Genomic DNA, 12,774 nt, shown 5'->3' with positions numbered 1-12,774 from the left:
CCATGAAACGTTTTTCCCTTCCTCTCACTCTCTGCCTGGTGGCTTGCATGCCGCTCCAGGTTTCCGCCCAGGCCACCCCTGATGCGGTGCATGCCGCGGCGGACGATGGCAAGCCCAAGGCCGATAAGAAGCGCCTGTTCAAAGCCGGTGGCATCGGTTGCGTGGCCGGCGGAGCCATCGCCTTGCTCACGGGCAAGAAAGACAAAGCCCTGGGTGCTTGCGCCGCGGGTGCTGCCGTGGGGGCTTCCGCGTCCTACGTGAAGCAGCAGCGGGAGCACGCCGAGCAGGCCGCCGAGGCCGCCCGTGCGGCTGGCATGAAGGCCGAAGTGGTCACCAAGACCGAAACCGTGGAGGGCAAGCAGGAAGCCGTCCTGGATTCGTTGCGCTTGAACTACAACCCCACCGACATGAAGCGGTTGGACAGCGATACACGGGCCTTCCTCGACAAGTTCGCGGGTCTTTTGAACAAGTCCAGCAACGGTTTGACGGTGGTGTTCCAAGGAGCCGACAAGGCCGCCTGCCAAGTGCCCATCGTGGAGCTGGCCAAGCGTGGCGCGCTGTCCAAGGTCACGGTGGACGACCGCTGCGGCAGCGGTGAGCCCGTGATCGTCGTGACCCCGGTGCCGGACGTCCGCTGACGCCAATCGCCCGGGTGTCTTGCGAAGCCCGGGCTTCCCTCCCCCATTCCCAGGAGCCCACATGACCCCAGAAGAAAAAATCCAGAAGCGCAAGCGGGACGAGTGGCTGAAGCGTGCCAAAGCAACCCCGACCGCTTCGCCCACGCAGGAAGAGCGGCTGATCTCCGACGGCATGAAAGAGAACCTGAAAGCTGCCAGTCACTGGGCGGGGGTGATCAGCAAACGCACTGCCGAGTTGACCCAGAAGGGCGTTGCTGCCGGTGCCGAGAAGGCGAAGGAGGTCAAGGCGACCGTAGACGCCAAGCGGGCAAGAAGCGCAGAGGGAAGAGTTCAGGCAACAGAAGCCGAGTCTGGCCCCACCGTCCAGCCGACGGAAGCCGAGGACCTGGTCGGTGCGTTGTCCGCCCGGGAGCCAGCGGCAATTGCTGTCGAAGCAGAAGCGGTTGACGTGAGCGAAGCGAATCTTGAGCCAAGAGTGAGGGAACAATCGCCTGTCGTGGAAGCGCCCAGATTTGCACCGGAGGCGGACGCCCCATCGTATCAGCCAGCAGATGCTGTCAATGAGCTGCAGGTGACCGATGACATTTCGACAGGACAGGGAGAGTTGGCCGCCATTGCCGCAGAGGAGCTTGGCCCCTCACCCGACGCCAAGGCTTCAGAGGCAGCGCGAGCGACATTGCATTCCATTCCCCGCTCTCGCTGGCCCTTGGTTGTGGCCGGCGTGGTGGCGGTGGCATTGGTCGGGGGGACGATCTACTTCTTACATGGGAAAGGCGATCAGGTGCCACCGAGCACACCGCAGCCCGTGGCACCGGTAGCCACTCCAGCCGCTCCCGAGCAGTTGCCCGAGGTGGTGGAAGCCCCCGTGGTTGCGCCTGCTCCAGCAGTGCTTCCAGAGCAGGCCGAGCCAGAACCTGCGATAGAGAAGCCAGAACCGGACGCCACTCTCCATGTGAAAGCGTCAGCGCCGATTGCGACCCAGCCCAAGCCTGCGCAGAAACGTGCGACCGCCCCCTTGCCGAGGATGACCTCCGCACCAGCCGCCGACCCAAGGAACGACTGGCAGCAAAAAGCCGACGCAGACCTGGACGCCTGGGCGAAGAAGTCAGGCATCGAATGATCCCCCTTGCGCATTCGCGGATTCGATCTAGAAAGAAGTGACCTACTCACGAATAAGGGGGAATCATGTTCAAGTGGCTGTTCACGCAATACCGGGAACCCGGAAAACTTCATTTCGGCTCAAAGTGGCTGAACCTGCACGGACGCTTGTTCCTTGGCAGCCCTGAATCGTTTGGCATGGGCCACCTGAGCGAAGGCGTCCGCCGCACTTTCTACTACTTGCGCGCCGATCGCAGACCGCCGGTCAGAGACGACGCCGCGTATGACGCATGGACCAAGGATCGGCTCTACGCGAGCAAGGTTGAGCAGGTCGCAGAGCGCTGGGTGGCCAAAGCGGGCTTTCTGGCGTGCGCGCCGCTTTGCTTGGTGCTTGCCGTCTTGGCGCATTGGCTTCGTTGATTTAACAGGGGGGGAACAGAGATGGCAGCAATCAGTTTGTTCAACGTTCTGGACTGGACGAGCGGCCTGGGGCGCAAGTTCCGCCGGAAGAGCGGCGAGCCTTCGGGCGTGAAGGAAGAAATCATCGTCAAATCCGCCGAGGAGTATGAAAACCTGGTGGGGCGCTTTGACGTGACCGATCGCGTTCGCAGTCGAGAGCTCGATGTGCCGGAGGCTGACCGGGATTTCGCGCTGGAGTGCGGCGCCGTCTGGGACGAGAACGCCCAGGTGTTCAAGGTGCCCGACGGACGCAGCGAGGACGAATTCCAGGAGTGGTGGCCAAAGGTTCCGGAGGATCTGCGCGACACCCAATCGCGGATCATCACGACGAAGCTTGGACGGCGTGCCGAGGGCTTCCTGCAGGGCAACGACATGGGGCAGGGCGGCGACAGCCTGGCCACTCCCTTGATGTATCTCGCCTTCCCCGTGATCGGCGTTCTGGCGACCTTCCTGGTGAGCCTCATCGGCTGGGCAGGCTGGGCCGCTCTGCTGCTGACCATTCCCTATTTCATTGCTCTCAAGCAAGGCGAGGGCATGAAGGAGGCCCTGAAAGCCCTGGTGCTGCTGCAATGGGTTCCGATGGCGCTTCAGTTCGTGGTTGGGGACAGCAAGGGCGGCACCGAGGTGGCAATGCAAGCCGGCGGCATGGCTGTGTATGCCCAGATCGCCAGGACCTACCTGTGGTGGGCCTTTGGCTTGGTCGGCATCCTGTTTGTGGTTTGCTTTGTGGCGGCGGCCTCGCACCCGCACCGGGGCGTCATTGGCGGGACAGCCGCGCGCTTCATTCAAGCGATGAAGTGGGTGGGGCTCATCTTTGCCACACTGGTGGTCGGCAAGGTCCTGCCATTTGGCTTGGGCGAGGCGGCGCCTTACGTGCTGGCATGCATGTATGCGATGCAATACGCCGAAGGCAACTTTGTCCAAAACGCCGCCCGGCTTTACCTGCAGAACAACGACAACAACCTGGCCACCCAGGGGGCGCTGATCAACGCGCACGTCAAGGCGCGTGAACAGCAAGCTGAGGCGGCACTGCGGGACAAGACCCCGCTGATCACCATTGGGCGCGCGACGGGACACCTTTCCGACAAGGGCTATGGCTACTCGCCCGACCTGGGCACCGTGATGATGTTCTCGTGGAGGGATTGTCAGCAGGGCCTGCTCGTGTTCGGAGCCATCGGATCTGGCAAATCCTTCGCCGCGCTCAGACCCATCGCTCGTCGGTTCCGTAGAGCCGCTTTGGCGATGGCATGTGCGGCGCCAGGCCACGCAGATGCAAGGGAGCGCTTGAAGCAGCAGAAGCTTGCCGGCGGTGGCGCGCTCATCGCCGACGGCAAGGACGGGGCGATCATCTCGGACTTGGAAGGATTGTTCGATATCGTCGTCAAACCCGGGATGCGGGTGGCGCCATACGAAGGGTTGGCGCCCGATCAGATCGTCCGGGCATTGCGCGGTGCAGCCGGTGGGCGAGTGGACGAGAAATCCAAGCTTTGGACGGACGGCGGTGACGCGTTTCTCTACCACACCGGCATCATCCTTCGTGCGCTCGTGGATCACGAGATGGCTTACAGGTCTTGGTGTTCGGCCAAGCTGGAAGGGCTGGAGCGTGCACAGTTGGATGCGGAGCTTGAGCTGGTCAAACAGCGCAAGCTGGACGAGGACGTGGCCGAGACTGAGGCATTGCTCGAGCGGATCGCCGAACAGATCGCCATCCATCGAATCCCTGTGAGCGACGACAGGCAATGGCAATACACGCCATTCCACCACGCCAAGTTGTTGTCCATTGTGGAACGCGTGATTCCCGCCAGCCCCGCGCCTCGTGCCAATGCAAAGCTGATGGAGGTGGTGAAATACTTGGGCCTGGAAGAGGCGGACACGAGCCATGACGAAGAAGGGCGGCTGGCCTACGCGGCCTACCTGCAACAGCACCGCCTTCGTCAAGAGACCGCTCCGCAGACCATCCACCCGGATCTCTTCCGTCCCATGTCTCAGCTGCAGAGCTCGCTGGAATGGGCGTTCCTGGAGATTCCCGCGATGCATCCGGAACAGAGGCAATCCTTCACGCTCAACTCACGAGGGCTGCTGGAGAAGCTCTTGCGAGGCGAAAAGCTGCGTGACAGCAAGACGGACATGCCTTGGCATTCGATTGAGACGGGCGAGGTGGATGTGTCCGACGCGCTCTATGGAGCCATGGTAGGCCTCTTCTTGCCCCCGACCCAATTCGGTGAAGCGGGTGAAATGATGATGCGCCTGCTCAAACAGCGGGTCATGAACGGAATCAAAGCGCGTGGTGCATTCGGCGACAAGTGGCGCGAAGTGTTGCCTGGGCAAACTGAAGTGATGTTGATGATGGACGAGGCCCACCTGCTGTTGACGGCCGATGACATCAACCTGTTCTCCGTTTCGCGCTTGATGGGGTTGATGCCCGTGCTTGCAACGCAAGGGTTTGAGAGCTTGGTCAACGCCTTTGGGTCGGTCAACGAGGCTGAGCTGATGGCCAATACGATGCAGTCGGTGATCGCGCTGAAGTGCTCGCACAATACCCACGAATACCTGGAAAAGCGGTTCGGACAGGCAACGTTGACCACATTCAAGCAGCGCACCCGGGGCATCGACTACCAAGGCGGCATGAACAATTGGCGCCACTCTGTGCTCAACGACCCGGACCATGCCTACGCGTCCGCCTACGACAAGATGCGCATGGAAGGGGCCGGGCGATTGACGGCCTCGCGCATCGACGCCGTGACGGGCCGCCGCTGGCGGATTGGATCGGAGGACACGCTGGGCCAAGACGAGATCGCGCGCGACATTGACATGCCCACCGGGGGCAAGCGCGAGGTGCAGCCGCTCTTCCTGCAGGAAGAATACTCCGCCCTTCTCGAGCCCCGTGGTCACGCCATCGTGGCGCTGAACCGTGCCGGCATCAAGCGAATCGACTTGGCGGAGCTGCTGCCCGATGCGGATTGATGCGGATAGGCAAGGGGGCTCGCCCCCCTTGCCAAACCCACGGATTGATCAACGATGAACCCATTCACCCCAGCGGAGGAAACAAACATGAGCGACACCCTTTCCCAACCCATCGAAGAAATGACCGAGCTGCGAGCACTCCAGGCGCAGCGCAACGAGCGGCTTCTGGGCGATCGCCCACCGCCCCAGAAGGACAGCGCGGCACGGGCGGACTTCGAGCAGAACGTGGTCCAAGACCAAGACGCCATCGAGCAACGCCGACAGCGCGTTCTGGATTGGGCAGAGAAGGCCTCGCCCGATCAGATCGCCGCGCTCCAGGCAAAGATCCAGGAGGCCGACAAAGCCGTTCGTGATGCAAAGCCGGACGACAAGCACGAGCAGGTGGTTCATGCGACCGTTGCGCAGTGGCGGCAGCAACGCGGGGCCCAGCGGGAGGAGACCCCTCCCATGTTGACCCGTGAGCAGCGGATGGAGAACGGACCTGGGCGCCTGGGATACGCCGATTACGCCCGCAGTTCGTTGAAGGAGGCGGCTTTCATGAAGGACTACGCTGCCAATTACGATTGGGAGAAGCACCAGAAGCAGGCCCAACCGAACGTCTTCCGACAGTAACTTTTCATCGATGTTCAAATCTGCCCGGTTCTGCGCAAAATCGGGCATTTTTGCGTCTTGACGTCCAGTTTGATGGTGCTTTACTGGTTTTGTAAAGAGTAGGTAGACCTACTCATAAAGCCAAAAGGAGAGCCACCATGTCCACGTTGTTCAATGCCCTCAAAGACTTCGCTTTCGAAAACGCGGTTCCACTGCTGACCAGCTTGTTCCTGCTGACCGCGGCCTTCGCAGCGGCTGTTCTCGTCTACCCCCCGGCCGTTCCGGTTCTGCTCAAAGTGGTGGCCATGGCGGTGGCGGGCTTTGTGACCATCGGGGTGGTGGTCCAGAGTTCCTTCCGGTGAGCAGCCGGCGCTGGCTCAAGCTGCGTGCAAGGTGCAGGAAGCGTTGGCGCCGGTTTGACTGGGAGGGGTTTGATTTCTGGTTCTATCCCGCACTGATTTTCTGCATGTTGGGCTGGATCGTCCTTGGCCCACCCGACAGCGTTTAGCGCGTTAGCCCGTTAGTTTACCAGCGATCGAGCTGGACCTTTCCGATGAGGCACATCGGCTTACCACTGCAGGAGGACCAGATGAATATTAACAACACCAACTTCCACCGTTTTCCCGACGTTGCTCCCGAGCATTTGAGTTCTTTCGCCTTGGTCGGCGGGTATGTGGATTCCCAGGTCTTGGCTGGAAGAAGCTTGGACAATGTGCTTCAGGAACTGGACAGCAGTAGCCCAGGGCAGAAGCTCTGGCATGACACTGAGATTCTTCGGCATTTCAGTGTTGCGGTGGCTACTCGCCTCAACAGCTAACATGTTCTCTTGACGATCGCGGATTCGGCTTTACAACAATAGAGATGGACATCCAAGAATCTCTGTTGTGCCTCTTGCGTCCCCTGGGCCTCCAACGAGCGGAGGCCTTGGCGGCCGCACTCGCTCGCGAAGCCGGCGCATCCAAAGGCTTTCACGATTCGCAAGTGTTGGCGCGCGCCCACGCACTGAGCGTTGCCCCTGTTGAGGGTCGGTTGGGCGATCTGGTTTGGCAGGTGCGCCAGCGGGAGCAGGATGGGGCACCGCAAGTGGACCTGCGCTGGGGCTTGCATCGCCTGGGGTTCGACGCGCCCATGCGGGCGTCCACACGGGACCTGGTGCGTGCTTACGAGAGGCGCTTGGCAGACCGTGACGAGCCGATGGTTTACAGCACCCTGGCAGAGAGGGTGGCTGGGTTGTCCATGGCAGAGCACGCCTCGCTGTTCCAAGGCATGGCGATGGCGGTAGAGGAGGCGCGGGCTCGGCGGTCGGATGCAAACCGGTTGCGGGAGAACGCACCGTGGCAGGCCTGGCTCGTGGGGGCGTCCCGGGCGGGCGAGGAAGCGGCACTGCTGGCCTGCATCGGCATGGGCGCGGACGCCCGGCTGCCCGATGCCAGCGGTAACACGCCACTGCATCATGCGGCCCGGTTTGGCCATGCCTCGCTGGTCACCCCGCTGGTCGAAGCCGGCGCCGACGTGGCGGCCCTCAACGCCCTCGGGTGGGCACCGCTCCACCTTGCCGCGCTTCACAGGCACGCCCGGGTCTGCCTCCACCTGATGGCCCACGGCGCCAATCCTGATCAGCCAGGGTGGCGAGGGCGGACCCCAACGCGCATGCACCGACATGGGCAAATCCAAGCCCTTTGATGCGCTGGGTGACGTGCCCGGCAGCGTTGCGCCTTCCCAGCCGGTCCGTTACTGGCACCGCGCCGTTCTTGTCGGCGGATTCGTTTTTGGCTTGGCCTACGTGGGGAGCATGGGTGTTGCCTGGCTCGTCCCGAATCCCGATGGCTCGCTCATCCGCTTCACAGATGCCTTGAACGGTGGTCTGGTGACCGCTTTTCACTTCCTGACCGCTGGCATCTCGGCACGTGCTCCGGCACGGGAGTTCATCGAACTGGTGTCCTACCACCACCCCGCGGAGACGTGGATCCGGATAGGGGTGTCGCTTCTGCTGGCGACGGGCCTTGGCCTTCGCATGTTCTTTAAGGCAGCCGAGCCGGTGAGCAACACCTGGCACCTGTCCGGATCGCGGTTGCTGGAAAGAAAAGAGGCCGTTGACGAAGCCCGGCACCGCTCGATGACACCCAAGGAAGCAGAGGCGGATCCCTTTGCCCTGTCCCTCCACCCCGATCTTTTGTTGCCAAAAAAACATTGGGCGCGCCACGTCTTGATCACCGGTTCGGTGGGGTCGGGCAAGAGCGTCATCCTCAAGCACATCCTGGAACAACTGACGCGAAAGAGGGGCGCAAAGCTGTTCCTTTACGACATCAAGGGTGATTTCACGTCGATTTTCAAAAGGCCTATCATCGTGTCGCCCTTCGATGCGCGGTCCCACGTGTGGGACGTTGCCGCTGACGTGCGGACCCCCACCCATGCGGCGGCGTTCGCTGCCTCAATCATTCCGGAGGGCGATGGGAACGCCAAGTTCTGGAGCATGGCCGCCCAGGACTTGTTGATTGGGTGCGTGCGCGAGCTCCAAAACACCCGGCCTGGCCAGTGGGGGTGGCCCGATCTGGCGGCCTTGGTGCGCCGCCCGGCTGCAGAGATGGCCGCAGGCATGCGCCCGCATTACCCCCGCGGCGCCGCACTGGTGCGTGATCCGGAGAGCCAAACCACGTCCAGCGTGCTGTCTTCCCTCGGGGGCTTCACCCGCCTCATCGACGACCTGGCCACCGCATGGCCCAAGGTTGGCAAGCGCCGTTTCTCGATGACCGAGTGGATACGGGACGACTACACCGGGCGCAAGCAGGTCATCGTTCAATCCGGACCCGACCCAACCCTGACGAAGGCCTACATCGCCGCCATGATCAACGTGGCCGTGCCAGATCTCATTGGGCCAGGTTTGCCGGACAACGAGGGCGGGCGTGGGCTCTACTTCGTGTTCGACGAGCTGACCAGCGCCGGGCGCTTGAACATCGATCCCTTGTTGGCGTTGGGACGCAGCAAAGGCGTGGTGGCCATCATGGCGGTCCAGGATCACTCCCAGATTGAGCTGGTTTATGGGGACAAGACCGCCCAGGCCTTCTCATCGCTGGTGGGCACCCACGTGGTGTGCCAAGTGCAGATGGGGGCGACCCGGGACAAGCTGGCCAGCCAGCTCGGCAAGCGGAAAATCGCCTGGCGTGGGCACGAAGACAAGGCCCAGATTCACGAAGAGAGCCGCGCGTTGGTTTCCAGCGGTGAGCTCACCGACCGGTTGGGTTTCCGCAAAGGCAATCGCTACGGTTCCGAGAAGTGGGGCATCGAGGCGATCGTCCAAATGGGCGGGGACGTGCTGTTGCTGACGTGGCCCGGCAGGAGCCATCCAACGGTTCGCGAAGGGCAGGTGGCCGCCGCGTGGACCACCAAGCCGGCCGGTGTGGTGGGAGAAGCTGAATTGCCCCCTTTGACCGGTGACGCGTTGGCCTTCCCAACCACCGCAGAAGGCATCGACACGGTCCAGCGGGTGCTGACCATGACACCCGAGGAAATCGACGCGCTTTTCAAGCGGTGATCGGCCTTGCCAACTCTCCGTTTTCTGGGACCTTGGAACAGTCAACGTTCTTTAAGGGAGCCCCATGATCAATTGCACCCGCATCGATGCCCGCGGCCACAACAAGAACAACGGAAACATGTTCGACTACATGCTGGCCACCGAGCGCCTGGCCATCGACAGCGCCGTGGCCTATTACGCCGGCAGCGGTCCCGATCCGCGGCAGACGCTCAATTGGGGCGGCAAGCTCGCCGCCGAACTCGACCTGGAAGATCAACCGGTCACCCGCAGGGTGATGGAGTTGCTGGGCAAGGGCTTTTCACCCACCGGAAGGCCGTTGTGCAAAAACGCGGGAGAGGAGCCCCAATTGGTCATCAAGACGGATCGCATGGGCAACGTGCGACTGGACGACGATGGCAAGCCAATGGAGAAGTGGGAGGGCGGCCATCGGGTCGGGTTTGATCTGACCATCTCCGCCCCGGGGGACGTGAGCGTGGCGTTTGCGCTGGCGGATGATCGCGAGAAGCTGGCCATCCTGGAGGCCCACCGCCAGGCCTGCGCCGTGGCCATGCGCTACATCGAAAGCAAAGTGGAGACCCGGCGCGGACAAGGAGGCGTAGACGTTATAGGCACGGCGGGATTGGTATGGACAGCCGCCGATCATGTCAGCAACCGGAACGTGGAACCCGACCTGCACACCCATCACCTGGTCTACGGGATCTCGATGGGCGAGGACGGTCAGTGGGGCACCTTCGACGCCATCGAAATCTACCGTCACCGGCACGCCGCGGATCACCTTTACAAAGTCGAGCTCTACGCCGCGATGAAAGCGCTGGGCTATGGGATTCAGCGGGAACGCGAGGTGGACGTGATGGGGCACGAAACGGGCCAGACTCTCACCACGATTGCCGGCATCGACCGGGAGCTGGTGCTTCAGACGAAGACCCGCCGCCAAGAAATCCTGGACTACGTCAAGGAACACCCCAACGCCAGCCACGACGAGGCCTGCAAGGCCACCCGCAAAAAAAAGGAAGAACCGCCCTTCGAGCAGGTGGTCAAGGACTGGCAGCAAACCTTCGCCAACATCGCTAAAGAGCACCCGGAGCTGGTTCCCACCACCCAGTCGCTCAAGCAGACGAAAGGCCAACACCTGGACCCGCATACGTTTGACGAGGTTTTGCAGCGCATGCACGAAAACGAGGCGATGTTCTGCGAGCATGACCTGGTCCGGGAGTTGGGGATGGAGTTCGCAGGACAAAAAAATTCAGAAGAAATCCTCAGGATGGTGAATGAGTTCACCGAGCAGGACGATCTGGTGCGCGTGAAAGCCGAATACCTCCACGAAGACGACCGGGGCGTTCGGTTGGCGCGCAAGCACCGGGAGGATCGCTTCTGCGCCACCTGGATGGTCGAATGGGAGGCCGAGATCATCCGCCGCTCGAAGGAGCGGGAGAACGAGACGGATCTCAAGCTGTTCCGCTCCACAGTAGACCGGGTGATCGCCGCGTATGAGAAGCGAAAGGGGTTCACCCTCACAGAGGAGCAGAACGCCGCCATCGGTCACCTCACCCACGGCACGGCCGGCGTGGGGGTCATGTCGGGGTTGGCCGGCACCGGCAAGACCACCGTGGCCGAGGTTTACAAGCAGTGCTTCGAAGCCGAAGGAAAGCAGTTGATGGGCTTGGCCGTGTCGGGTAAAGCCGCGGCTAAGCTGGAAGAAGAGTCCGGCATGCCCTGCATGTCGGTTGCAAAGTTCTTTTCCCAGCTCCGGCAGGGCAAGGTTGCACTGACGAAGAACGTTGTGGTGGTGCTCGATGAAGCCGGGATGATTGCCACCGGCGATACCTTGAAGTTGATGACCTACTGCCAAGGGGTGGGCGCCAAGCTGATCTTGCAAGGGGACAGTGACCAGCTTCAGCCCATCGCCGCGGGCAACGGCTTTGAACTGGCGAAGATGGCCCTGGGCGACACGAAGCTGACCGAGATCCGCCGGCAGAAGAACGCCGGTGACCTGATCACTGCCAACAGCTTCTACGAGCGGGACCAGCAGGGGAAGGTCAAGGACATGCGCCGCGGGCACCGCAGCCGCCGAGACACCTTTGATATGGGCACAGAAATCCTGAACAACCTCAAGCAGCGCAACTGCATCGACGACTTCGGAACGGAAAGACAGGCCATCAAGGCGCTTGTGGACGATTACCTGAAAGACGAAACGCCGATGGACGAGAAGCTGGTCTTGGCCCACACGCGCTCTGAAGTCAAAGCCCTCACCACGGGCATCCGAAAGGGGCTCCAGGAGCAAGGCGTGCTGGACAGAGAGGAATTCACCTTCCGCTCGATCGTGAAAGGGCAGTGGGAGGATCTGACGCTCTCACGCCGCGACCGTGTGATGTTCACGGCGACCAACAACGACTTGGGTGTCATCAACGGCACCGAGGGCACGGTGGAGAGCATTAGGAAGGACAAGTCCGGCGGCTACGACGTGGTGGTGCGCATCCAGGGCTCGAATCCGAAGGAGAATGGGCGCATCGTGCAATTCAACACGAGCGAGCACAACGCCTTGGCCCACCGGTATGCCATGACCGTCCACAAGGCGCAAGGACAAGGGAAATCCGAGGTTTACCACTTGGCCACGAACATGGGCATGCTCGACCAGCAGTCGGCCTTGGTGGCGTTCACCCGCCTCACCAAGGGCAGCTACCGCATGTATACGACGGACGACGTGATGGAGCGCATGGCCGAACGCTTGGGCACCGAGCGACACAAAGAAATGGCGCTGAGCGTCGGCTTGTCCGAGACCCAGGCTGCTCCGGTGCGCAACCTGGTCCAGGACGTGGAAGAGCTGCTGGCAGGATTGAAACCGCAACCCCGGGTGCCAATCACAAACGCGGAATTGCGCGAGATGAGGCTTACCCGGTGACGCATCGGGCCAGCGCCAACACGCTGATCACCACCGCTGCCCATGGCCACCACCCCACGCGTTCGGAGGGGGCTTTCACCGGTGTTCCCAGTTGCCACCGCCGTTGGTGGGCCAACCCGCGCACGTGGGCCGTGGCCCGACGGTGGGGGTTGACCACAATCCCCGGCGGCTTGGCGTAGATGCGCCACCCCTCCCGGGAGGCCTTCACCCGCCATGCCTGCTCATACGCTTCGGCTTCCGCCCGGGTGGCGGTCACCACTTCCAGCGCATGGAACCGGAAGGGACGGTGCCAGCCGCCTTTGGGGGAGCGGTGCTGCTTCTCGCGCTGCTGCGGGTTCGAGCTTTGGCCAACGTAGCATCCCCCGTCGTCGAACAATAGGGCGTAAAGGGTGCGGGGCAGGGCGTGATACTTCTCGCTGCGTCCCAGGTTGTGGCGATGGGTCATGGTCTCTCCGTGAGTAAAACGACCCACTCACGAATAGATCAGAATCTGGAGTTGGCAAGCCTGCTGCGAAGGACGTGAGAGGCCACACGTCACTTGCGTGTAATCTCTTCGCAGTTCATGGCGAGCATGGGGCTGGCGAGTGACCTTT

General features: G+C 62.1%; 11 protein-coding genes. 10 read left to right on the top strand and 1 reads right to left on the bottom strand.

The genetic code is table 11. From position 1 onward, the window contains the following. Positions 1-2 precede the first annotated feature (2 nt). From ACZK29_RS13420 to mobF, 10 genes are all read left to right on the top strand, one after another. Positions 3-638 carry a hypothetical protein gene (locus ACZK29_RS13420; protein WP_049402580.1) on the top strand — a complete coding sequence of 212 codons (636 nt, stop codon included), beginning with the start codon at positions 3-5 and terminating at the stop codon, positions 636-638. Positions 639-699: 61 nt separating this feature from the next. Further along, positions 700-1,758, top strand: a complete 1,059-nt coding sequence (locus ACZK29_RS13415; protein WP_076739290.1) for a hypothetical protein — start codon at positions 700-702, stop codon at positions 1,756-1,758. A gap of 65 nt (positions 1,759-1,823) precedes the next feature. Continuing rightward, positions 1,824-2,156, top strand: a complete 333-nt coding sequence (locus ACZK29_RS13410) for a hypothetical protein (RefSeq protein WP_012480689.1) — start codon at positions 1,824-1,826, stop codon at positions 2,154-2,156. A gap of 21 nt (positions 2,157-2,177) precedes the next feature. Next, on the top strand, positions 2,178-5,159 hold the full coding sequence (locus ACZK29_RS13405) for a TraM recognition domain-containing protein (protein WP_049402578.1): 2,982 nt from the start codon (positions 2,178-2,180) through the stop codon (positions 5,157-5,159). 87 nt (positions 5,160-5,246) lie between these two features. Then, a complete protein-coding gene (locus ACZK29_RS13400) occupies positions 5,247-5,771 on the top strand; it encodes a hypothetical protein (protein WP_005410160.1) in 525 nt (174 codons plus the stop codon). Between the two features lie 137 nt (positions 5,772-5,908). Further along, entirely contained in the window at positions 5,909-6,112 is a 204-nt protein-coding gene (locus ACZK29_RS13395; protein WP_005410159.1) for a hypothetical protein, read from the top strand. 227 nt (positions 6,113-6,339) lie between these two features. Then, complete coding sequence (locus ACZK29_RS13390; protein ID WP_005410158.1) at positions 6,340-6,567, top strand: hypothetical protein; 228 nt, start codon at positions 6,340-6,342, stop codon at positions 6,565-6,567. A 107-nt stretch (positions 6,568-6,674) separates the two neighbouring features. Next, positions 6,675-7,433, top strand: coding sequence for an ankyrin repeat domain-containing protein (locus tag ACZK29_RS13385; protein ID WP_228354638.1), 759 nt, complete (start codon positions 6,675-6,677; stop codon positions 7,431-7,433). Then, the gene (locus tag ACZK29_RS13380; RefSeq protein ID WP_049402576.1) at positions 7,411-9,282 is read left to right on the top strand and encodes a helicase HerA-like domain-containing protein; all 1,872 of its coding nucleotides are present in this window, start codon (positions 7,411-7,413) and stop codon (positions 9,280-9,282) included. Before ACZK29_RS13385 ends, ACZK29_RS13380 begins: the two co-directional genes overlap by 23 nt. 64 nt (positions 9,283-9,346) lie before the next feature. After that, complete coding sequence (mobF, locus tag ACZK29_RS13375) at positions 9,347-12,181, top strand: MobF family relaxase (protein WP_049402575.1); 2,835 nt, start codon at positions 9,347-9,349, stop codon at positions 12,179-12,181. Here the strand turns inward: mobF and ACZK29_RS13370 are convergent. After that, positions 12,171-12,626: a GIY-YIG nuclease family protein gene (locus ACZK29_RS13370; RefSeq protein WP_049402574.1), complete on the bottom strand. Its 456-nt coding sequence runs from the start codon at positions 12,624-12,626 to the stop codon at positions 12,171-12,173. The genes mobF and ACZK29_RS13370 overlap by 11 nt on opposite strands. Positions 12,627-12,774: the final 148 nt, after the last annotated feature.

This window comes from Stenotrophomonas sp. 89682_Sma (assembly GCF_056481405.1).
The sequence above is the reverse complement of the archived record's forward strand: the minus strand, read 5'-3'. Positions and strand labels throughout refer to the sequence as shown.

What these genes read in the sequence shown, in the direction of transcription:
- ACZK29_RS13420 (WP_049402580.1), top strand. Translation starts at nt 3, where the DNA reads ATGAAACGTTTTTCCCTTCCTCTCACTCTCTGCCTGGTGGCTTGCATG.
- ACZK29_RS13415 (WP_076739290.1), top strand. Translation starts at nt 700, where the DNA reads ATGACCCCAGAAGAAAAAATCCAGAAGCGCAAGCGGGACGAGTGGCTG.
- ACZK29_RS13410 (WP_012480689.1), top strand. Translation starts at nt 1,824, where the DNA reads ATGTTCAAGTGGCTGTTCACGCAATACCGGGAACCCGGAAAACTTCAT.
- ACZK29_RS13405 (WP_049402578.1), top strand. Translation starts at nt 2,178, where the DNA reads ATGGCAGCAATCAGTTTGTTCAACGTTCTGGACTGGACGAGCGGCCTG.
- ACZK29_RS13400 (WP_005410160.1), top strand. Translation starts at nt 5,247, where the DNA reads ATGAGCGACACCCTTTCCCAACCCATCGAAGAAATGACCGAGCTGCGA.
- ACZK29_RS13395 (WP_005410159.1), top strand. Translation starts at nt 5,909, where the DNA reads ATGTCCACGTTGTTCAATGCCCTCAAAGACTTCGCTTTCGAAAACGCG.
- ACZK29_RS13390 (WP_005410158.1), top strand. Translation starts at nt 6,340, where the DNA reads ATGAATATTAACAACACCAACTTCCACCGTTTTCCCGACGTTGCTCCC.
- ACZK29_RS13380 (WP_049402576.1), top strand. Translation starts at nt 7,411, where the DNA reads ATGGGCAAATCCAAGCCCTTTGATGCGCTGGGTGACGTGCCCGGCAGC.
- mobF (WP_049402575.1), top strand. Translation starts at nt 9,347, where the DNA reads ATGATCAATTGCACCCGCATCGATGCCCGCGGCCACAACAAGAACAAC.
- ACZK29_RS13370 (WP_049402574.1), bottom strand. Translation starts at nt 12,626, where the DNA reads ATGACCCATCGCCACAACCTGGGACGCAGCGAGAAGTATCACGCCCTG.